The sequence below is a fragment of the Enterococcus sp. HMSC061C05 genome, from assembly GCF_001814765.1.
Classification (GTDB): domain Bacteria; phylum Bacillota; class Bacilli; order Lactobacillales; family Enterococcaceae; genus Enterococcus_B; species Enterococcus_B lactis.
On the sequence record NZ_KV817724.1, the window covers coordinates 12,910 to 34,511 of the forward strand.

Sequence of the window (21,602 nt, forward strand, 5' to 3'; positions counted from 1 at the left end):
TGACTATGGTGACTTGTAAACGAGGAGTTGGCAGGAAAATACTGTTTATTCGGAAAGAAGGGGCTGTGACAAGACTTTTGTCACAGCCCCTTCTTTCCTTTTATTATAGGATTTCGCCATTTGATTGGATGACTTGTCTGTACCAATCAAATGATTTTTTCTTTAACCGTTTCTTTGTGCCATTCCCTTCGTCATCTTGATCAACATAGATATATCCATAACGTTTTGACATTTGTGAAGTAGAAGCGCTGACGATATCAATGCAGCCCCACGACGTATAACCAAATAAATCTACTCCATCTTCGATAGCTTCCTTCATCTGCTCAATATGTTGCTTCAAATAGTCAATGCGGTAATCGTCTTGAACGGTTCCATCTTCTTCTACTTTGTCTATAGCTCCGAGTCCGTTTTCAGCTATGAACAGTGGTTTTTGATACCTATCATATAATTGATTCAAAGCAATTCTCAAACCCTTAGGATCAATCTGCCAGCCCCATTCACTTGATGGAAGATACGGATTTTTGATCCCTCCAGTTATTAAGTTTCCTTGGACCCCTTCCAAATTTTCTGGATGAGCACTGACTGCACTAGACATGTAGTAGCTAAAAGAAACAAAATCAACAGGGTAGGCTGCTAAGATTTCTTCATCACCTACTTCTATTTTTAAGTTGATACCTTTTTCTTCAAACATTCGTTGCGTATACGCTGGATAATATCCTCTTGCTTGAACATCACTAAAGAACAAAGAAGTTCTTTGCTGCTCAATTGTTTTTTGAATATCATCCGGATCACAAGAATACGGAACAAGAAGCTGATAGCTGATCATACAACCGACTTGCGAGCCTTTGATAATTTCATGACAAGCTTTTGTAGCTAAAGCACTTGCTATAAACTGATGGTGTGCACCTTGGTATTTCGCTTGTTCCAAATGGGGATGGTTTTCTTCAATTACTCCTACGCTAACAAAAGGGTGATGTTTCACACAGTTGATCTCATTGAAAGTCATCCAATATTTTACTTTATTTTTATAGCGTTTGAATACTGTTTCAGCGAAACGAACGTAAAACTGAATAAGCTTTCGATTAGGCCATCCACCATATTCTGTAACCAAATATAACGGCATTTCATAATGGGAAAGAGAAACGACTGGCTCAATCCCATATTTTAGACATTCGTCAAACACTTGATCATAAAAAAATAATCCCGCTTCATTGGGTGCTTCTTCATCACCATGAGGAAAAATTCTTGTCCATGCGATAGACATCCGATAGCATTTAAAACCCATTTCAGCAAATAAACGGATGTCTTCTTTAAAGTGATGATAGAAATCATTTCCGTGTCTTTTAGGATAATAATACTTGCTGTTGGGATCCTGCGCCGCTTTTACTTGCTGATGCGTCATCATATGCCATTGATCTGTCCATTTTTCTTTAGGTAAATCGCTGTCGAATGTATACACATCAGACACAGATAATCCTTTTTCATCTACATCCCATGCACCTTCACATTGATTGGCCGCTGTCGCTCCGCCCCATAAAAATCCTTCTGGAAATTTTTTCATATCGATCCCCCTAAACTTGCTAGTTTTCTCGTTTGATTATTTTTCTTATGACTAGTAATGATATTTCTGAATCTACTACTATTTGTAACAATAACCATTGTGGTTGGATCATATCCCTCTTTGATTAATTCTTGCAAATCTACTTCCATCAATAAATCGCCTTTACGTACTTTTTTTCCATCAGATACTGTACTTTGAAAGTATTTACCATTTAAATTCACTGTATCAATACCGATATGGATCAGTATTTCTGCTCCTTCTTCACTGACTACCCCAATTGCATGTTTCGTTGGAAAAACTGTTGAAACTTCCCCGTTTACAGGACTGTAGATTTTTCCGTCCGTTGGAATGATCGCAAACCCTTCTCCTAAAGATCCACTAGCAAATGTTGGATCGTTTACTTCAGATAAATCAATTATTTCACCTGCTGCAGGAGTACTTAACACTATATCCTTTGAGGATTCTTCTTCGATTTCATCCTTGTAGCCGAAGAGAAAAGTTAGCATACAGGAACTGATCATCGCTAAGAAATAACTAGCAACTAGCCAAACAAATCCTTCACCAATATAAATCGGGAAAGACAAAATACTTCTTGTAGCAACTGCCAAAGCACCGGCTCCTGCGGCACCAGCTACTCCACCAAATATAGCTCCACATATACAAGCAATGTAAAATGGTCGTTTATATTTAAGAGTCACACCATAAACAGCAGGTTCAGTGATTCCAAATAATGCTGTGATAAATGCAGATAAAGATAAACTTTTTACTTTCTTATTTTTCGTTTTCAAAAATACCCCAAGTACGGCTCCTGCTTGCGCAGCTACAGCAGTCATACATGCTGGACCTAGCGTATCACGACCGTAGAAAGAAAGATTGTTGGTCATTACTGGTACAAGTCCCCAATGTAACCCAAAAATCACTAACACTTGCCAAAATCCGCCGATAACAGCACCAGATAAAACAGGGCTAAAGTTATAAACAGCTAAATATCCAGCTGCAATCAGCTGACTTGCATAATCTGCAATTGGACCTACAACTAATAAAGTAATTGGGACCATCACGATGATACAAATGAATGGTGTCAATAAATTTCGAATACTTTCGTGCAAGCTTTTGCGAATCTTAGGCTCAATATAAGAAAGAACCCATACAGCTAAAATTGCTGGAATAACCGTACTTGTATACCTTGCTAGAATCACGGGCATCCCTAGAAATCGCAAGGTTATGCTATCACTATATGCACTGACAATCGTAGGATAAACGAGAGCTGCTGCAATAACCATAGCGATGAAACGATCTGTATTGAACTTTTTTGCAGCAGTATATGCCAAAAATATAGGCAAGAAATAGAAAAATGCATCAGCTGCTGCATTCAAAATGATATAAGTTCCTGATTCAGTAGTTAATAAATTCAAACTCGTACATAAGGCGAGTACTCCTTTGATCAAACCACTTCCTGCCAAGACGCCTAAAGTCGGGGCAAAAACAGCGGCGATCATGTCTATAAAAGAGTTTAAAATGCCTTTTTTCTCAGTTCCTCTCTTTCCACTAGATGCATCATCTTCTAGTTTCATTTGTTTGGATAATACATCATACACCTCATTTACTGCATTTCCTACTACGACTTGAAACATTCCCCCAGCTTCGACTACAGTGATCACACCTTCTAGTTGCTCTACCTTCTCCTTGTCTGCCTTCTTATTATCTTTTAGGGTAAAGCGTAACCTTGTTGCACAATGGTAAACATTGCTGACATTTTCTTCGCCTCCGACAAATCGGACAATATCTTTCGCTAATTGTGAATAGTCCATTTTTCCTTCCCCCTTGTTAATTAATGCCGTAGCAATCCTTCTTACAAGATAAGTATAGTTCTTAGAAAACGGTTTCTCCATTCAATTAGTACCCCTTCTAATAGCGAACGAAACTGTACAATAGTGTGTATGGTTTACTTAGCCGAGCAAATCACTCACTGCTTGAAAGAAAACAAGTATATCGTTTCTCTTATAGTCAAAGGAGACAAAAAAAACACGCTTGACCTTCCTTTGCTGATATATAAGTGGTATCTCAAGCTGATATTCTGTGATTTTTGTTTCTACTTGGCTTTTGATAAGACAGCACAACAAAGTCTCGGCATTTAACGGAAGCATAACTAAGTCAGAACTAGGAGAGATTAGTTGCTGAATGGAATCTATCTTTTTATGGATTTTTATTTGATTTTCTTCGTTGTAGTAATGATCAAGCAGTTTTGTTTTCTTTTTTTCTTCAACTATGGTCAGCTTTTCACGCAAAATCTGATAAATCTCCGAAGATTCAAACTCATCTAGAACACTAGGTAGATAAATCAAATCATCCCACTCAAAAATAAGCTCTTGCTCAGTAGTCAAAATTGCATCATATTCCGTTATTTTGTTTGATTGATTTTTGAAAAGATACACTGGTTCTATCCGGCATTCTTTGATCCACATGTTCATACTTTGTTGAATCTGTTTTTTTAGTGTATTCAAAATACTAATTGGCTGGTTACTAACAATCAGTATCTCCCCTTGTTTTCGAAAAGGATTCAACGCTTCGGCAAGATACAAAACCAAATAAGCGCTTTCAGCTAAGTTGGGACGTAATTGAAAATGTATTGGGAAGAAACGCCGAATTAAATAAATTTCTAAAGGATAACGGGAGATGATCTTTTGTACAAAATGATTCATGGTATTATGTCCGGCATCCATCCTCGTTTTCATTTGTTTGATATGGGTTAGCAAAAATTCTGTTTCATGGAACAATAACGAAACAGGAAGATCTAAAAAACGAATAATCGTTTGCTCAAATGCTCTTAGATTCTTCTCTATCTCTTTGTTTTTTTCATCATTGATCATCAAATAATTTAACTCTAATAGTCGATTTTCAATTGCTTGTTTTTCTTGATTGGAAAAAGAATAGGGTAGTTCTGATGATAATTTTTTTGTGAGGGTCTCTACCATCGGAATAAATAATGTATGCCTGTTTTTTTTTTCTAAAGGTTCTTCTCTTCGAAGAATGGTCAAAACGAGATACCGAGAAAATCGAATGAAGTCCTCTCCTGAGACAATATAATTATATGATATAAGAACCTCTTTTAATGTCTTTTGGACAGTCGGCATGATATTGGAAAAAATTGTACTGATTTGTTGAGGCAACCTTGCGTGTTGGATCACCGTTTCTGTTCCAACAAGAGATAAGAAAATTCTTTTTGAATTTTCTTCAGCAATGATTTTTAGTCCTTTTGTCGACGAAACTTCCAGTTCTAATTTAGGATTGCGCTCGATCCAACGCAAAATCGTTTTTATTTGTAATGATACTGCTGTTTTTGAAAGAAAGAAAATGTCTGCTATCTTTTGCATACTGACATACCCTTTTTGAAACAATAAGTACGTCACAATAGTTGAAGCTCGGAAATCCATGCTGGAATAGATTTTATGTTTCGTCACCTCTTGTATGATTTGCTGTTTAGTTTCAGATTCAATTGATTCTAAAAAATAACCTGTACGTTTATTTGACTGGATAATGATTTTCTTCTCGTAGATAGCAAGCATATTTTTGATTTCAGTTTGGATCGTTTTCTTGTTGGTACCTAAAGCTTCAGCTAATTCTTCGCTTGTTATCCAATGATTCTTATTTCTTAATACTACAAGAATTTGGAGTTGTCGTTTATTTAAGTCCATTTGCTTACACCTCCTCTTTGTTATAAACATACAGGAAAAACCTCTCAAATGACAATAGTCACTTGCAGAGGTTTAAAAATCATTTGAAGAAAGATCTATATTCAAGGTTTTTACCATTAGACTGGATAATTTGTTTATAATATTCAAAACTATCTTTTTTCAATCTCCTAAAGCTTCCGCTCCCATCATTTTGTCTATCCACATAAATAAAGCCATATCGCTTCCTCATTTCCCCTGTTCCTGCCGATACGATATCAATTGGTCCCCACCATAAGTAACCAATGATTTGGCAACCATCTTTTATTGCCTCAGCTATTTCCTGAAGATGTATTTTTAGATACTCACAACGTTTTGGATCGTGTATTCGATTCGATTCATCTGGTGCTTCATCTAGTCCAATGCCGTTTTCAACTATGAATAATGGTAATTCATAACGGTCTGTCAATTCATTCATGACATAACGAAACCCTAGAGGATCAATTGGCCAACTCCAAGGTTCGGGAGATTTTTCCTTCAAAAAGGGATTATCGAAACCATTTGCTCCGCCAGTATCTACGCGCATTTCTGCTTCTTTTTTATAGACAGCGCTACGATAATAACTAAATGCAATATAATCTGCCGTGTTAGCTTGCAAGCACTGTTCGTCCCCATCTAACATTACTGGTGCACAGTCTTCTTCCTTCCATGTCCTGTAAATATAAGCTGGATAATGCCCTCGACACATGACATCGGAAAAAAACCATGAATTGCGTTTGAATTGCAGTGAACCAAATACATTCTCTGGATCACAGTCATATGCATAAGTCGCTAATGCAGAAAAGCTACACATGATACCCATCTCAGCATTTGGATCGATTTTCTTTAATAATTGAGTAGCACGGGCGTTCGCTAGAAACATATGATGACAGGCTTGATAAATCTCTTTTTTTGTTAGTGTAGCAATGGGTTCAAGTTTATCTCTAGCAGGGAATGTAACCAATCCAGCAGCTGCATAAGGCATACGAAAAGCATTATTGATCTCATTAAAGGTCATCCAATATTTCACTTTCCCTTGGTAGCGTTCAAAGACGGTCTGCGCATAAAATTCAAAAAAGTCGATTAATTTTCGATTTTGCCACCCCCCATACTCTCCTACCAATGCTAAGGGGGTTTCATAATGACTAAGGGTAATTACTGGCTCGATATCATATCGATTTAGTGTATTGATTAGTCTGTCATAAAATACGAGACCAGCCTCATTTGGCTTCTGTTCGTCTCCTCTTGGAAATATTCGTGCCCATGAGATGCTTGTTCGAAAAGCTTTTAAACCTAACTCCTTCAGTAAACGAATATCCTCTTCAAATCGATGATAAAAATCAATCGCTTCATGAGAAAGATAATGGAGTGATTCGTCTAAAGCAATCTCCCAAATCTTTTTTTCTTCATTCCACTGAATACTAGGATGCTGGTTCATGATCCCGATAAGCGTATCTGTCACATTAGGTAATTTGCCGTCTTCCAACCATGCACCTTCACATTGATTAGCAGCTACTGCTCCGCCCCATAAAAAATTTTCTGGAAATATTTCCTGATCCATAACTATCTCTCCTCGCTATCAACAATTTCTTACTTGAAGTATAGCTCGATTCATCAAAACAAGATATTCTAACTATTTCGGCAGAAGAGAAGAAAAAAATTGAATGCTATTCTTCATTTTTAATATTTATATATAACAAATACATGAGACGATCCCCGAAAGAAAACACTCGTTAACCATCTAAGCAAACGATTTATTTTACTTCCACCACAAATGCTTCATATGTTCGTAACTCGACTTTGCCGTCTGGCAACTGTTTCAGAGGATAATTTGACACAATAATCCTTAAAGCTTCACGTGGAACAGTGAACACCTGTTTTTCACTGGACATATTGCAAACAACGAGCCATCGCTGGTCTTCATATATGCGAGAATAGGCAAAGACATGCTCTGGCGTCTCTTCTACTAATTCATAGTCACCCCAGACGATGATGTCGTGTTTTCTACGCAAATCAATCAATTTTTTGTACATATAAAAAACAGAGTTTTGATCTGCTAACGCTTCTTCTGCATTGATTTCTTTATAATTTGGGTTGACTCGAAGCCATGGAATTCCCATAGTAAACCCAGCATGTTCACGGGCGTTCCATTGCATAGGCGTCCTAGCATTGTCTCTTCCTTTCGCATTGATTGATTCCAAGATTTCCTCTTTTGTAAATCCAGAAGAAATCCTTTCGTTATACATATTGATTGTCTCAATATCTTTGGCTTCCGCGATATCATCAATTGGGCAATTCGTCATGCCTAATTCTTCTCCTTGATAGATATAAGGAGTGCCTTTCATCATATGAAGCAAGATAGCAAACATCTTGGCACTTTCTTTTCGATACACATCGTCATTTCCCCAACGTGAGACGATTCGAGGCAGATCATGATTATTCCAAAATAAACTATTCCATCCTTCATCACCCAAAGAAGTTTGCCATTTCGATAATACTTTTTTCAGTTCAGAGATACTTAAAGGTTTCAAATCCCATTTGTCTTTGCCTTCTTGCTGATCTAATCCTATATGTTCGAATTGGAAGATCATGGATAATTCATTTCTTTTAGGATTGGAATAAAGTTTAGCAATCTCGGTAGTTGCTCCCCATGTTTCGCCAACGGTCATCAGATTTTTGTCGCCAAAAGTTGCTTGATTCATTTCCTGAAGATACTTATGCAGTTTAGGTCCATTACTTGTGATTTCTTTATCCGGTTCTTTGCCAATCATATCGATCACGTCCATACGAAAGCCACCAATACCTTTGTCGATCCAGAAATTCATCATTTGATAAATCGCTTGGCGAACCTGTTTGTTTTTCCAATTCAAATCAGGTTGACGCTTGCTATACAAGTGCAGAAAATATTGCCCTGTTTGCTCATCCAACTGCCAAGCAGGTCCACTGAATATCGAACGCAATCCATTAGGCTCCTCTCCATTGACTGGATCACGCCAAATATAGTAGTCACGATAAGGATTTTCTTTGTTTTTGCGCGCCTCAATGAACCACGGGTGTTCATCAGAAGTATGATTCACCACCAGATCCATAACGATACGGATGTTTCTTTTCTTTGCTTCTTCAATCAGTTCCTCCATTTCTTCCATCGTACCGAATTCTGCCATGATTGCTTGATAATCGCTGATATCATAGCCATTGTCATCATTTGGAGACTCGTACACCGGCGAAAGCCAAATCACATCAATGCCCAAATATGCCAGATAATCCAATCTGGAAATCATCCCTCGCAAGTCTCCAATCCCATCTTGATTTGAATCTTGAAAACTTCTTGGATAGATTTGATAAACAACTGAATGGTGCCACCATTTTCGTTCCATGATTTCCCTCCTATAAATGGATGTTTCTATTTTTCGCTTAATCATCTAGTTTAGTTTCTTCCACCAAAAATTGTAACGCTTTCAAATAGTCATTGCACCTTGTTATCGGTAACAGAATAAAACAAAAAAACAGCTGAGGAAATTTCCTCAACTGTTTTTTGAAAGGATTGATTGATGCAGGGAATAACGCTGATTTCACAATCTCTTTATAAACGGTGTTCACTCAGCTGTCCCTCGGTATTAGCTCCAAAAACGGTAAAATATGAGGAACTATTTTTTCGTTTTTTTCTCTAATACTCAGGACAGAACGCTGATTTCACAACCTCTTTATTTCACATTCAATATCCACATGAATCCCACGAATACAAAGAACAGACCATACATGATTGGAGATACTTCTTTTCCTCTTTTAGCCGCTAACATCGTAATTGGATAGAAAATAAAACCTAATGCAATCCCATCTGAAATACTATAAGTTAAAGGCATGCCAATCAAGATCAAGAATGAAGGGATCGCAATTTCTAATTTTCCCCATTCGATTTGACGTAATGATTGAGCCATCAAAACACCTACCATGATCAATGCTGGTGCAGTTACTTGTGAAGTAACAACTGACAGTAATGGAGAAAATAACAAACCTAACAAGAAGAAAATCCCTGTAGTAATAGCTGTGATTCCTGAGCGTCCTCCAACAGCAATCCCAGCTGATGATTCTACGAATGCACCAACAGGAGAAGTACCTAATAAGGAGCCCGCAAGCATAGCTGTTGAATCAGAAGCTAAAGCTTTCCCTACACGAGGCATCTTGTTGTCTTTCATAAAGCCTGCTTGATTTGCTAATCCAACTAAAGTTCCTGCTGTATCAAAGAAAGTCACAAGCAAGAATGTTAGTACTACGACCCACATTTGAAGAGAATTGATGTCCCCTACATGTTTTAACGCAACTAAAAATGTTGGTTTCAAACTTGGTGCTGCAGCAACAATTTCAGAAGGCATTGGAATCAAACCTGTAACCAGACCTAAAATCGTTGTAGCTGCCATCCCGATGAAAATGCCCCCTGGTACACGTCGAACAAGCAAGATAGCCGTGACGACTAATCCAAAAATCGTCAACCAAGTAGAACCAACGTTGAGTGATCCTAATCCTACTAATGTAGATTCATTCGAAACAATGATCCCACCTTCGCTCAGACCAAGGAAAGCAATAAATAGACCGATACCACCAGAAATTGCATATTTCAAATCTGCTGGAATCGCATCAATGATCATTTCCCGCAGTTTGAAGATTGTAATCAAAATAAAGATCAAAGAAGCAACGAATACGCCGGACAATGCTGTTTCCCATGCGATTCCCATCCCTAAACAAACAGAATAAGCAAAGAAAGCATTGATCCCAAGAGCAGGTGCCGTTCCAATTGGATAACGGGCTAATACCCCCATCAAAATACAGCCGATCGCACTGGCTAATGCAGTCGCAGTGAACACCGCTCCTTCATCCATTCCAGAAGCGCCTAATACAGTTGGATTTACAAATAAGATATAGGCCATTGAAATAAATGTCGTAAATCCTGCCAGTACCTCACGTTTTACCGTGGTGTTCAATTTTTCTATTTCGAAGTAGGAAAGTATTTTTTCCTTCATCTTCCATCCCCCTAAATCCGAACATTATAAATAAAGTCCGTTAAAATTTCGATTGATTAATAAAACAACGTGTTTTATCATATACTAAAACAAAACATAAGTAAACAAAAAATTCGGATTTCGAGCAAAATCCGAACGTTCTATTTGATTAAAAAATCCATATTTCCACTATTTGAGATTCTTCTTTATAGAGAGAAACATTTCTTTATTGTAAATAAAGAAGACAAACCTAACTTATTTATTAGACTTGTCTTCTTTTATCTACATTACATCATTTAGTGAATGACCACAAACTAAGAGATTCTTTTTGTCTTCTCTTTTTCAATCAACAGTCCTATCATTATTATCGCAGGTACAAAAATCCCCATAGCGTATCTAGGACTAGATTCCCAGATCAATAAAAATGCAAAATAACCAGAAATATATATGTTACTCAAAAAAACTAGTGGATTTATATTCTTGAAAAATTTTATACTGGTAAAAATAATTCCAAGATAAACCAAGTATTGAATCACCATCATTACAGCGTATAAAATCAATCCACTTGTTTTACTTCTGAATACCCACATATTCTTTTCATTTTTTCCTGTACCCAAAAATATTTCAAATGATGATTTTAGATCACCTGAGCTCCAAGTAACTGCAACCTTATTATTGATTGCAGCTAAGAATTGCTTAAAATCCATCGCATTCAATCGTTCTTTTATGATAGATAAGTGCTTTTCTTCCACTTCTTTTTTAGGCATTTTTTTATCCAAGAACATATCCCATGTAAATCTTTGATCGGCGCTAGAATAAGCACCCACTACCCAACGATACTTGTCATCTCCAGATAAATTATCAGGAATAGGCGTATTGTTCAATCCCATCATCAAATAATGTGTATTGGGCTGTCCATAGTGACTATTCGGATAGAGTTTTTGTGCATCGATAAATTGTTTCCACCCAAAATTTCCTAAAACTAAAAAAACTAAAGGAAGGAATGCTAGCAACCGCCATTTTCCAGTATGATAAAAAGCAAAGAATAAGATCATCGCTAAGATCAAGATAAGACCCGTCCCTTTACTTATAAAACCAATCGTGCTAGTTGCTGTTGCAAGCAGTACATAAATAATGTTTCTATTCACATACTGTTTCTTCTTATTTACATATTTAGTTATAAAAAAGAATGTGGCTGAGCCAAAAAACAATGAAAGTATATCAGTATAGGCTACAGGAACATGTAATGTTATCTGGACGGCAAATAACATGATTTGAATAGTAATCAATGTTGTGAAATTACTAACTTTTAAATTTCTCAGAGAAAGAAAAAGAAAGATGATCGTTATTAGATGAATGCCACAAAATACTGCAATGATCGGATAGTAATTCGTACCAAAGAAAAATTGTATTCCCCTAAAGATATACATCAGTAATAGGTTTTGAGGATTGGAATACATATAATTATATCCCCAATTTTCTCCAGCCTTCAATTGCTCTAAAAATTTTAATGTAATAGCAGTATCATCGACTGGTTGATGAAAACCAATAAATCTAATAAAAAGAAATAAGCTGACTGCGTAAATAACTAACTCTAACCCAAATATATAAAAGAGCAGTTTGTCACTTAAATCCCAATCTCTTTTTATTTTCTTTAATAAATTTTTCAAAATAAAAAATAGAAGAAATGCAAAAAACAGACAAAATATATTAATAACTATAGTAACTTTTGGTGAATAACTATCTCTGAATAAAGAGAATATCGCACCTATCCTTGGCGAAAAAATAGTTGATGCCATCGCCCAAATCATAAAAAAAATAACTAGTACTGCAAATAATCTATATATCCCTTTGATACCCTTTTCCATCTGCTACTCCTTTCATAACTACAATAACCACATAGTTATTTTATAAAAAATAAAACTTACTAACAAGTAGCAGTACTTTATTGTTGTTTATTTTATTTATCCGGTTGATAGAAATGAAGCTTCTATCCAAAAATTTCCGTTCATTTTTTTGCGTACCCTTTATTCATCCGTTTCTGCTCTTCTTTGATGAATTCTTTTGTATCGATAGGATTTAGGTTATTTAGTCCGCCAAAACCTGTATCGACCATTTTTCCCCAGCCTTTTGTCTTCTTTTTCCCTGATTTGAGATTCCTTGCTCGAAGCTTCTCACTATGTTTTGCTCGCCGATACTTCAAATAACCTTCTAGCCTTCCCATTAGATCCACTGTTTTTCCTCCTTTTTATTCAATCAGACGACTCAGCTTTTCCTATAACAAAATAATTGCCTTCAGGGTCCGAAAAATTGAAAGTCAAGACGCCATTGTTGTCTGTGATTTCTCCAGGTTCGTCCATGTTCTCGTAAATAGTTTCAAATTCATCCGTAAAAAAGACTAAAGAAGGTGGCGGTCCCAATACTTCTGGTGAAAACTTCTGCACAAATACTTTTGGAAATATACCTAATTCTAATTCTTTTGAGATACTCAATACAATACTCTTAAATTCTTCTGGCAATTCGATCGTTTCTGACATTTCTGCACCAATTTTTTCTACAAAGAATCGGCAAATCATCTCTACGTCATTGACATAAAGCATCACACGTGTTTTTTGTATCATCGTTTGACCCTTCTTTCTAGTTGATTTTCTTTCCTGTCTATAAACTGATTCCATTATATCACGAAAGCGCGAACACCTTGTGTTTGATCCTATTCAAAAAAATAAAGCAATAGTTTCTAGACTTGATGTACTCCATTAATTTTTTTACAAAAAAAGAACGGCAATGAATGCCGCTCTTCTTTTTTCGATTCTTTTATAATTCTGCTTCTGATTCATCTTTGGTTAGTGTGTGTCTGACACTGGACACGCCAAATGTTTGATCGATTTTTTTCTTCAACGCTTCGATTGCCTGTGCGCCGCGTGCCGCTTGTTCAGCATTGATGGATTCAATGACCAGCACCGCTGCTTGCGTTTCTTCCGTCAGCATCGTTCTTTGGGCTTCACGCCAGTTGAGACAGCGACAGATTGCTCCTTGTTCATCATAGTAGATGATTTCTTCCGGAAGTGCCGGAGCATCGGAATCTGCACCTAAAGGCAGGAATGATTCGCCACCTTGGGCTTTTCCTAGATGCAGATTTCCTGAAATCTTTTCGATATCTTCTCCGCCGCAAGGTACGCCAAAAGACAAGGAAATACTATTATAAATATCTACAAGCGGATTGATTGGGAAAAATTCCCGTTCTTGATTTTCACGTTTCAGTAAAGCTTCAATAGAAGAACGTGCACCTTTTTTAGTCTTGAATGTGGTAAAAGCCTGACGCCACTGAGCAATGACTTCGTTTTGGCTGAATGTTTCTTCCGTAAGGTAATTTCTTGCTTCTTTTGCCGCGCTATTCAATAATTGATGATACATTTCTTCATTTTCTTCTGTTACGTGATTATCGATACCACTCACGGATAAGATTTCGATGGTTGCTTCAGGAAATACTTCCCAAAAATTGGCATCCACTATTACTTTTTTCATATGTTCACACCTCTTGATTAGAATAATTGCTTGATGAATAGATAGTCTGTTTGGGGATCATCTCCCATATAAAAAACATGTTCACTGTACTTGGTAAATCCTCTTTTGCGATAGAAAGCGAGCGCAGCATCGTTGTGTTCCCACACACCGAGCCAAATGGCTGTTTTTTGCTTTTCTTTTGCTTTTTTGATAGCTGTATCTAGTAAAAATGTACCAATACCTTGATGTTTAAATTTTTTTCGTACATAGATTCGCTCGATTTCTAAAAAATGATCATCCATTTCCTCAGATTGACTCGTTCCTATATTTAGTTTCAGGTAACCCGCAGGCTCTTGGTCGATACTTACTAGTAAAAAATCAGTTTCTTTCTCTTTTAGCTCTTCTGTAAGTTTTTCTGGCGCATAAGCTTGTCTCAAGTAAGCAGCTAAATGCTCCGGCGAATTATCTTTTCCAAATGTATCTGTAAATGTTTCGATACTGATTTGTTGTAGTAAGTCTACATCTGAAGGCGTCATTTCTCGAATTTCGTATTTATTCACGGCTTCTTCCTTTCAATAGATCCTTTTATTACCTTTTTTGACAAAATTCCAATCTTCGCTAACATTCTTGCATACTTTCTTTAAAAGATATTCCAATTGTTTTGCTTCCTCGTCAGACAGACCATTTAATGCGACTGCATTAGAGTAGTTGTTTTCTCGGATGATGAAAGGATAGATTTCTGCTCCTTTTTTAGTCGGATAAAGTTTCTTGATTTTTTTATTTTCTTTATCTTCCAAACGTTCGATCATCCCATTGGATTCTAATTTCTTGATTGCTCGTGCAGTCGTTGTACGATCTACTTTGATCATTTCTGCTAGTTTTTCTTGGATGATTCCTGGATTTTCGCAAATACGTACTAAATAAAGATACTGCCCTCTTGTTAAATCAACTTCTTTGAATTCGATATTGCTGATAGAATCCAACGCTCGGGCAATCATTCCAATGTCTCGAAGAATTTCAGCCATTTCACCCCACCTTTATTTTGTTTGTAAGACTAGTTTACCTCTTTTTGTTGCAAATGCAACTATTTTTTAATAAAAGAACGAGTTCTTTTTTAGAGAACTCGCAGAGTAAACAGCTTTCTTCTTTTACGAAAAAACTCAATCGCAATAGAGCTGATTTTTGTTTTCTAAAATAAGCAACTGCTTCTTTGTTGTTCGTTTTTCTGATAGCTTTGGCAGCTCTTCTATACTAAAAAATCCCATGTCGGAAGTTTCATTGTTCTCAATAAATTTTGCATCTTCGTCGTGGATCGTACAAGCAAAAACAAGCTTATAATACTGAAAAAGCTGCGGAATATCTTTTTGTTTATTCGTATCAAAAAACGCTTGCAGCTGAGTAGATTCTACTGTTAAACCCGTTTCTTCATAGACTTCTTTCCGCACGTTTTCTTCAGGGGACAAACCTATTTCGGCAAATCCGCCTGGCAGTGACCATTCTCTCGTCCGTTTATCTTCGATTAGTAGGATCTTGCCGTCCTTTCTGATATAGGCACGAACATCGACTTTTGGTGTGGGATGACCTTCTTCAATAACTGTAAGTGCTTTTATTTCTTCGAAAGTTTCTTTTCCTATTTCACTGATCAATTCCAATGAGATCGTCCGAATCTCTTCAAATCGTTCTTTATCGAATACATCTTTTCCATAATACAGACCAGCTTGAGAAAGTGCGAGCAGTCTTTTGTATTGAGCCAACTTGTTATTCATTCTCTTCCCTTCTTTTCAGCAAATGTATGACTATGTAATCAAGTATAGAAAACTGACCTAATTACGGCAAATAAACACAAGGAAATCGGCAATAAATAAAAGAATATGAAAAAACATTTTAGAACAAAAAGACATTTGGCTCCTCTGGGGACCAAATGTCTTTTTTATTACCTGTCACTATCAAACCATTTCTTCGTTACTTATTGTCATTGATTTCTTTTTCTAATTTATCCAATAGTGGAGTGTAATCTACTTGAGTATAGTCTGTTACATCAAATTCATATAGTGTTCCTAACTGAAATTCGTCATATTTTCGGTCAGTGATGATTTTTTTGAATGCTTCTTTCGTAATATGATTCGTCCCTTTCGATCGATCTTCCAATATGTCGCCATAGTGATAATGATCCATGATATAGCTCAAATGACGATCTGGTTCACGATCACGTTTGTACCGACGTTGCCATAACACTTCAAAGTCTGCTGTTAGGCGAATCGTCATTACCTGATATCCGTATCTTTCTGCTAATTCTTGGAGTCGAGTTTTTTGCTTATCACTAAAAGGATACTCTGACACAATCACTTTCTTTCCTGCTTCCATATACAGATCAAGTGCTTTGTAATAGAAAGGATAAACTTTCATCCTTTCTTGTTTCGCCCGTTCTTCCAAGTTGTTAAAACCGATGGATTCTGCATAATATTCCTTGATTTCATCGAGCGTGATGGCATACATATCTGGAAATCGTTCCCGTAGTTTATTCATAAGATATGTTTTTCCTGTACCAGGACTACCAGCTAGAAGAATGAAATACTTTTTCATCTCATTTGTTTCCTAAGTTAATTGGACTTTCCAAGTTCATAAACAGTCCAATCTTATGCTTGACAATTTCTTTTACTGCTTCATTTGCTGGAATCACATTATGGCGAAGAGACTTGTTGATTTCTGTTTCACTAAAGGTTCCTTTAGCCACTTTTGTCCAGTTGACTAAAAGCTCCGTTCCAACATTGAATTTGCGGATCCCGTTATTGATCAATTCGGGATAATCTTCTTCTTTCACACCTGTTCCGCCATGGATAACGAGGGGGACATCGACTACTGCATCGATTTCTTTCAGCAAGGGAATGTTCACTTCTGTTTTTGATTTGAATTGTCCATGATTCGTACCGATAGCAATAGCTAATGCATCCACACCTGTAGCTTCTACAAATTTCACTGCGTCTTCCGGTCTTGTATATACCTTGTCATTTTCAGCGACATGGATTCCTTCTTCTGTACCGCCGATCGTTCCAAGTTCTCCTTCTACGGAAACACCGTGTGCATGGGCATATTCTACCACTGCTTTCGTCTTCAAGATATTTTCTTTGAAAGGCAGATGGGACCCGTCATACATGACAGAAGTATATCCGCTATCGATTGCTTCTTTGATATCATCAAAGTCTCGGGCGTGGTCTAAGTGCAAGACTGCATCAACCATTTCTTCTTCTGCAATAGCTGTCATTACATTGACTAACACATGCATACCGATATATTTTGCGGTGTCGACACTTGTTTGAATAATGATCGGCGAACCCATTTCTTTTGCTACGCCTAGCATGGCAGGAAGCATTTCTAGGTTATGCGTATTAAAAGCTCCAACTGTAAAATTCAATTCTTCTGCTGTTTTTGTTACTTCTTTCAATGTTGTATACATCTTTTATTGCCACCTTATCTTTTTATTTGTTTCCTTTGATCGTTACTTGTTTTGCAATTTGTCGCATCTCATCCATTTTGCCCATGTAGTAATCGATTCCTTGATCATCACCCGCACGAGCAGCATCTGCACGCTTCTGGTTATAGAGGCTCATCAGTTTTTTATACCCATCTCCGATCGTCTGTTTATTTTCCAAGCTCTTTTCTAAATATTGGATGGCTTGATCGTTCTCATACAATTCAGAAAATTTAAGTCCAACTTGTTCGTAAAGTTCCGCTAATTTGGGCTTCTCTTGGGTCGTTGAAATCTCTTGGTTTAATTGTGTAATCTCTGATTGAATCTTTTCGGTCACTTCTGGCGAGAGGATTTTTTCCTCTTTTATCGATCTTTTTTTTGGTTCATTTTCTTTTTTCTTAAAAAATCCGAACATCATTTTCCCTACTTTCAATTAAAATGCTTTCAAAATTGGGCTTAAGATCCAAGCGTATAAGAGTGCGGCGGCTACTGTATCTACATCGGTTGCTGTAGCATTGATGAATCCCATCGAATTAAAGATCGTTACTAGCAAAGCAGGCAATAATGTAATAAAGAAGCCATGAGCAATACCGCCAATGATCGCTCCTCGACGTCCGCCAACTGCGTTGCCAAATATCCCCGCTGTTCCTCCGGCAAAGAAATTCGTTAGCATACCTGGTAAAATCATCGCTAAGCCGAACATCGGCAAAGTGAACATGGCAATAATCGTACCGATTGTTGTTGTAATGAAACCTAAAATAACAGCATTTGGGCTATAGGGAAAGAAAACTGGACAATCTAAGGCAGGAATCGCATCAGGAACTAATTTCATAGCTATCCCTCGAAATGCCGGCACGATTTCACCTAACAGTAGACGTACACCAGCTAGCAATACATACACACCTACTACGAATTGGATGGCTTGCAAAAAGGCAAACATGATATAGTTTTGATCTCCTGATAATTCAGAAGCGAATGGTTCACCGGCAAACAAAACAGTGATGATATATAGTGGGACCATCACGACCATGACAGACAAATAAGTATCTTGCAGAAACTCGAAATGCGTGGGCAATTTGATATCTTCAATCGATTTTTTATTTTCACCTTTCTCACCAAAAAGCTTAGCTACACCAGCTTCAAATAAGTATCCAATCGTACAAAAATGCCCTAAAGCAATATCATTCGATCCTGTAATCTTACGTATAATTGGTTGCGCTACTGCTGGCATAGCGATGGCGAAACAAGCTCCGATAAAACCACCGACTAAGATCAATACGATCCCTCGCAGACCGGCGAAATAACCAAAGACCGTCGTCATCGTCGCCATCCATAAAATGGCTTGACCAGTTAGAAAAATGTACTTCCATTTTGTGAAACGAGCCAAAATAATATTGAATACAAAAATCGCTAAGAACGTCAATGCAATATCTCTACCTAAACCTAAATCATTCATTGCTTGACCATTGATAGATTCAATCGAAGGGATGATTCCTTGCATATGAAATCCTTCAGTAAAAATTTTCCCGAAATAAGTTAAACTTCCAACGATGATACTCGAACCGGCACTCAACACTTGGAATCCTAGGAGTGTCTTTAACGTGCCAGAAATGACTTGTCCTGCTGATTTCTTCTGTAGCAGTAGACCCAACATAGCAATCAATGCAATGGTGATCGATGCCTGAGTCAAAATATTTTCGATGATAAAATTGATAACGCCCATGTTTTTATCCTCTTTTCTTTTTTATTTAGATAACTCCCTTATCTTGTAGAACTGGGGTAATTTTTTCTTCAATTTCATTTTTCGAGACAATATTTTTCAAATAGATCATCGCTGTTTTAGGATCGACTGAGAATTTTTCGAACTGCGAGCGAAAATTTTCTGCTGTGATGATCACATCTGGTTTCATGGACACTGCAGAAGAAATATCACAATGGTCCAGTTTGGCTTCTACTCCTAATTTGTTCAAAACATCCTCAGCAGACATCTGTGCTGCAAAACTGCTTCCTAAACCTGCGCCGCATACGAATAAAATGTTCAATTTGTTCATCTTTGTTCTCCCCCGTATCATTTATTATTTTTCAACTACTGAAAAAGCAGTTGTTTGAAATCTTCAACATTTGTGCACTCGATCAATCGATCCAACTTCTCTTCATTGTTGATCAGTTCGATCAGTTCTTTCATGATGTTCAGATGCGAGTAGGAATCTACTGCCGCTAAACAAAAAATAATCTTTACTGGATCCATTTCAGGATTACCGAAATCGATTGGTTGCTCAATCGTAGCTACGCTGACTCCTAACTTATTGACCCCATCTTCTGGTCGAGCATGGGCTAGCGCCATGTGTTTGCCGATCACGATATATGGCCCGTATTCATTCACTGCGCGAATCATCGCTTCGACATAGCGTTCTTCAACAATGTTTTCTTTGACCAATGGTTTAGCAGCTCGTTCAATCGATTCCTCCCAAGTAGCGGCTTTTTCTTTGATCATGATATTGCTGTCCGTCAAAATATCTTTTAACATAGGCTGGATCTCCCTTTTGTTGATTTCTAGATTGTTTATTTCAAATAATTTTTCCAACTTGCCATAGATGATGCGATCTACTCGGCCACCACTTTCTTCCATGACACCGATTATTTGAGTGAATAACTGCGTTGATTCATGACTGTTAGGTTTTAACCGCTGCAGTTCTTCATTTCTTTTCAAAAAATCTTCTATAACTAAAATATTCGTCTCAGTCAGAATTGGATCGACAACTAAAAGTGGCTTGTTTCGATAATTCAATTGAAAGGTGCTGAAAACCAGATCGACATCCAGTTTATCCACTAATTCGATTTCTTTTGAACTTAAAACTGCAGTAATCTCGATCTGAGGAAATTTTTCTTTCAGATTTTCTGCTAACAGATTCCCGGTAGCCATGCCGTGATTACAGACAACAACTGATTGATAAACATAATTCAGGTCTCGCTTGATCACACTGGCAATCGTCGAAAAGTGGATGACAAGAAAAGCTATCTCGTCCTCCAGTATCTTGCCGCCGATTACTTCTTCGATCGTAGGAACAAAATGAGTGACTGCGCGGTGGATTGGAAAATAATTTGTTCGGATGTTTTCTTTCAATGGATTCATGACTTGAATAGCATGCTTGATTCTTATGATCAGTGCAGCCATGTGTTTATAGAGATTTTCGAATAAAGCTTCTTCTTTTAGATGAAAAGGTATGTGTGTCTCGTTCTCTACAAATTGGATTAATTGGATCGTTAGTAGTTGAGCTTGTACCCACTCAATCGAATTGGAGATATCTCTAGCATTGAACGTCTCGATAGTGAAACGAAGATAATTTCTTTCTACTTGTGGAACATTGTCCAATTGAAATTCCGTGATCATGTAGTCAATAAATGCAGAGAAGCTGCTGTCTTTTATTTCTGTATTTTTCCAATTAATGGCAGAGATGAATTCATGTTTCCTGATTCGTTGGATCCAGATCAATGTAAAAAGCAGAATTTGCTTTTTATAAATATCATCCTCTTGTTTTAACAACTTATTGGAATAGATCTCCTCTATTTTTTTGATTTCCGCCAAAGGAAAATAATGGAAAAAGATTTTTTGAGCCGGTGTTAGTTGTGCATCTTGATTCATAAAGAAGTCGGTCATCCCCAGATTCTGATTGATAAAATCATAGATCATCGTACGGATAGATCGTTCTGAACCTTTATAAACCAGTCCCTGCTTTCCATAACTGACGATCTCGATTCCATAACTGACCAGTGTTGCTCGTAATCGTCTCATATCTTCATCTAACGTACTTTTAGAGATTTGAAATTCTTCTTCTTTTTTGTTTAGATGGATCGGGTTTCGGCTGTAAGCAATGGCTAAAACTAAATCAAAAATACGTTCCCGCCGATTCAAAAAGCCGTCTTTCACCTCTTTTATTTCAGTTTCTAATCGAACTTGCTTGTCATTCTCCAGTTTCAACGAAAAACCTTTGTTGCGAATTGTTCTGATTTCCGGAAGCTTTTTACTACTCAACCAGATATTCGCTTCAAGAACTTCCTGACGGATCGTCCGCTGACTGACATTGAATTCAGCTGCTAGACGTTCCGCTTTTACTGGATATTGGGCTGTCATGATTCTGTGAAGTATTTCAATTGTTCTTGTTTTCATAGAAATGATCTCCTTCTGATTTCAAGTATATGGTTCCGCTTACATAATAAAAAGTAGATATTTCTGCCACTTGAAGTGGAAAGAAAGTAAGCCTAGCAAACAAAAAATAAGCCGTATGCTTTTTCAACTTCTCAATGAAAAAGACATACGCCTATTATTACAAAAATTTTGCCCATCTATACAAAAAAGAGGT

At 37.1% G+C, this 21,602-nt stretch carries 19 protein-coding genes; all 19 read right to left on the reverse strand.

Annotated elements, in window-relative coordinates; all coding sequences use genetic code 11:
• Positions 1-103 precede the first annotated feature (103 nt).
• The 19 genes from HMPREF2988_RS01230 to HMPREF2988_RS01320 all read right to left on the reverse strand — a co-directional run bounded on the left by HMPREF2988_RS01230 (position 104) and on the right by HMPREF2988_RS01320 (position 21,409).
• On the reverse strand, positions 104-1,561 hold the full coding sequence (locus HMPREF2988_RS01230) for a glycoside hydrolase family 1 protein (protein ID WP_070769841.1): 1,458 nt from the start codon (positions 1,559-1,561) through the stop codon (positions 104-106).
• On the reverse strand, positions 1,558-3,453 hold the full coding sequence (locus tag HMPREF2988_RS01235; protein WP_083314586.1) for a beta-glucoside-specific PTS transporter subunit IIABC: 1,896 nt from the start codon (positions 3,451-3,453) through the stop codon (positions 1,558-1,560). The genes HMPREF2988_RS01230 and HMPREF2988_RS01235 overlap by 4 nt, the downstream gene beginning before the upstream one ends.
• Positions 3,454-3,510: 57 nt before the next feature.
• The gene (locus HMPREF2988_RS01240) at positions 3,511-5,286 is read right to left on the reverse strand and encodes an HTH domain-containing protein (protein ID WP_070769843.1); all 1,776 of its coding nucleotides are present in this window, start codon (positions 5,284-5,286) and stop codon (positions 3,511-3,513) included.
• Between the two features lie 49 nt (positions 5,287-5,335).
• Positions 5,336-6,832 carry a glycoside hydrolase family 1 protein gene (locus tag HMPREF2988_RS01245; RefSeq protein ID WP_070769844.1) on the reverse strand — a complete coding sequence of 499 codons (1,497 nt, stop codon included), beginning with the start codon at positions 6,830-6,832 and terminating at the stop codon, positions 5,336-5,338.
• Positions 6,833-7,025: 193 nt separating this feature from the next.
• Positions 7,026-8,648, reverse strand: a complete 1,623-nt coding sequence (locus HMPREF2988_RS01250) for a glycoside hydrolase family 13 protein (RefSeq protein WP_070769845.1) — start codon at positions 8,646-8,648, stop codon at positions 7,026-7,028.
• Positions 8,649-8,975: 327 nt separating this feature from the next.
• Entirely contained in the window at positions 8,976-10,289 is a 1,314-nt protein-coding gene (locus tag HMPREF2988_RS01255) for an NCS2 family permease (RefSeq protein WP_070769846.1), read from the reverse strand.
• Positions 10,290-10,582: 293 nt separating this feature from the next.
• Positions 10,583-12,136, reverse strand: coding sequence for a glycosyltransferase family protein (locus HMPREF2988_RS01260; RefSeq protein ID WP_070769847.1), 1,554 nt, complete (start codon positions 12,134-12,136; stop codon positions 10,583-10,585).
• Between the two features lie 140 nt (positions 12,137-12,276).
• Entirely contained in the window at positions 12,277-12,501 is a 225-nt protein-coding gene (locus HMPREF2988_RS01265; RefSeq protein ID WP_083314588.1) for a hypothetical protein, read from the reverse strand.
• A gap of 19 nt (positions 12,502-12,520) precedes the next feature.
• Positions 12,521-12,943: a VOC family protein gene (locus HMPREF2988_RS01270; protein ID WP_180363518.1), complete on the reverse strand. Its 423-nt coding sequence runs from the start codon at positions 12,941-12,943 to the stop codon at positions 12,521-12,523.
• Between the two features lie 139 nt (positions 12,944-13,082).
• Positions 13,083-13,793 (reverse strand): B3/B4 domain-containing protein, encoded by a 711-nt coding sequence (locus tag HMPREF2988_RS01275; RefSeq protein ID WP_070769849.1) that lies wholly within the window; start codon positions 13,791-13,793, stop codon positions 13,083-13,085.
• Between the two features lie 17 nt (positions 13,794-13,810).
• The gene (locus HMPREF2988_RS01280; RefSeq protein ID WP_180363519.1) at positions 13,811-14,308 is read right to left on the reverse strand and encodes a GNAT family N-acetyltransferase; all 498 of its coding nucleotides are present in this window, start codon (positions 14,306-14,308) and stop codon (positions 13,811-13,813) included.
• A 36-nt stretch (positions 14,309-14,344) separates the two neighbouring features.
• Entirely contained in the window at positions 14,345-14,797 is a 453-nt protein-coding gene (locus HMPREF2988_RS01285) for a MarR family winged helix-turn-helix transcriptional regulator (RefSeq protein WP_002292540.1), read from the reverse strand.
• A 135-nt stretch (positions 14,798-14,932) separates the two neighbouring features.
• Positions 14,933-15,538 (reverse strand): NUDIX hydrolase, encoded by a 606-nt coding sequence (locus tag HMPREF2988_RS01290; protein ID WP_070769850.1) that lies wholly within the window; start codon positions 15,536-15,538, stop codon positions 14,933-14,935.
• A gap of 196 nt (positions 15,539-15,734) precedes the next feature.
• Entirely contained in the window at positions 15,735-16,355 is a 621-nt protein-coding gene (locus tag HMPREF2988_RS01295) for a P-loop nucleotide/nucleoside kinase family protein (RefSeq protein ID WP_070769851.1), read from the reverse strand.
• Between the two features lies 1 nt (position 16,356).
• Complete coding sequence (locus tag HMPREF2988_RS01300; protein WP_070769852.1) at positions 16,357-17,226, reverse strand: class II fructose-bisphosphate aldolase; 870 nt, start codon at positions 17,224-17,226, stop codon at positions 16,357-16,359.
• Positions 17,227-17,248: 22 nt separating this feature from the next.
• Positions 17,249-17,656, reverse strand: coding sequence for a hypothetical protein (locus tag HMPREF2988_RS01305; protein WP_070769868.1), 408 nt, complete (start codon positions 17,654-17,656; stop codon positions 17,249-17,251).
• A gap of 18 nt (positions 17,657-17,674) precedes the next feature.
• A complete protein-coding gene (locus HMPREF2988_RS01310; protein ID WP_002341041.1) occupies positions 17,675-18,964 on the reverse strand; it encodes a PTS sugar transporter subunit IIC in 1,290 nt (429 codons plus the stop codon).
• Positions 18,965-18,989: 25 nt separating this feature from the next.
• Complete coding sequence (locus HMPREF2988_RS01315) at positions 18,990-19,292, reverse strand: PTS sugar transporter subunit IIB (RefSeq protein WP_002292534.1); 303 nt, start codon at positions 19,290-19,292, stop codon at positions 18,990-18,992.
• 35 nt (positions 19,293-19,327) lie between these two features.
• On the reverse strand, positions 19,328-21,409 hold the full coding sequence (locus HMPREF2988_RS01320; protein WP_070769853.1) for a BglG family transcription antiterminator: 2,082 nt from the start codon (positions 21,407-21,409) through the stop codon (positions 19,328-19,330).
• Between the last annotated feature and the right edge of the window lie 193 nt (positions 21,410-21,602).

Excerpts from the sequence above, each read along its gene's own strand:
- HMPREF2988_RS01310 (WP_002341041.1), bottom strand. The coding sequence starts at position 18,964 with ATGGGCGTTATCAATTTTATCATCGAAAATATTTTGACTCAGGCATCG.
- HMPREF2988_RS01240 (WP_070769843.1), bottom strand. The coding sequence starts at position 5,286 with ATGTTTATAACAAAGAGGAGGTGTAAGCAAATGGACTTAAATAAACGA.
- HMPREF2988_RS01260 (WP_070769847.1), bottom strand. The coding sequence starts at position 12,136 with ATGGAAAAGGGTATCAAAGGGATATATAGATTATTTGCAGTACTAGTT.
- HMPREF2988_RS01300 (WP_070769852.1), bottom strand. The coding sequence starts at position 17,226 with ATGTATACAACATTGAAAGAAGTAACAAAAACAGCAGAAGAATTGAAT.
- HMPREF2988_RS01250 (WP_070769845.1), bottom strand. The coding sequence starts at position 8,648 with ATGGAACGAAAATGGTGGCACCATTCAGTTGTTTATCAAATCTATCCA.
- HMPREF2988_RS01280 (WP_180363519.1), bottom strand. The coding sequence starts at position 14,308 with ATGACGCCTTCAGATGTAGACTTACTACAACAAATCAGTATCGAAACA.
- HMPREF2988_RS01285 (WP_002292540.1), bottom strand. The coding sequence starts at position 14,797 with ATGGCTGAAATTCTTCGAGACATTGGAATGATTGCCCGAGCGTTGGAT.
- HMPREF2988_RS01295 (WP_070769851.1), bottom strand. The coding sequence starts at position 16,355 with ATGAAAAAGTATTTCATTCTTCTAGCTGGTAGTCCTGGTACAGGAAAA.
- HMPREF2988_RS01235 (WP_083314586.1), bottom strand. The coding sequence starts at position 3,453 with ATGGAGAAACCGTTTTCTAAGAACTATACTTATCTTGTAAGAAGGATT.
- HMPREF2988_RS01315 (WP_002292534.1), bottom strand. The coding sequence starts at position 19,292 with ATGAACAAATTGAACATTTTATTCGTATGCGGCGCAGGTTTAGGAAGC.
- HMPREF2988_RS01305 (WP_070769868.1), bottom strand. The coding sequence starts at position 17,656 with ATGTTCGGATTTTTTAAGAAAAAAGAAAATGAACCAAAAAAAAGATCG.
- HMPREF2988_RS01275 (WP_070769849.1), bottom strand. The coding sequence starts at position 13,793 with ATGAAAAAAGTAATAGTGGATGCCAATTTTTGGGAAGTATTTCCTGAA.
- HMPREF2988_RS01290 (WP_070769850.1), bottom strand. The coding sequence starts at position 15,538 with ATGAATAACAAGTTGGCTCAATACAAAAGACTGCTCGCACTTTCTCAA.
- HMPREF2988_RS01245 (WP_070769844.1), bottom strand. The coding sequence starts at position 6,832 with ATGGATCAGGAAATATTTCCAGAAAATTTTTTATGGGGCGGAGCAGTA.
- HMPREF2988_RS01230 (WP_070769841.1), bottom strand. The coding sequence starts at position 1,561 with ATGAAAAAATTTCCAGAAGGATTTTTATGGGGCGGAGCGACAGCGGCC.
- HMPREF2988_RS01270 (WP_180363518.1), bottom strand. The coding sequence starts at position 12,943 with ATGGAATCAGTTTATAGACAGGAAAGAAAATCAACTAGAAAGAAGGGT.
- HMPREF2988_RS01320 (WP_070769853.1), bottom strand. The coding sequence starts at position 21,409 with ATGAAAACAAGAACAATTGAAATACTTCACAGAATCATGACAGCCCAA.
- HMPREF2988_RS01255 (WP_070769846.1), bottom strand. The coding sequence starts at position 10,289 with ATGAAGGAAAAAATACTTTCCTACTTCGAAATAGAAAAATTGAACACC.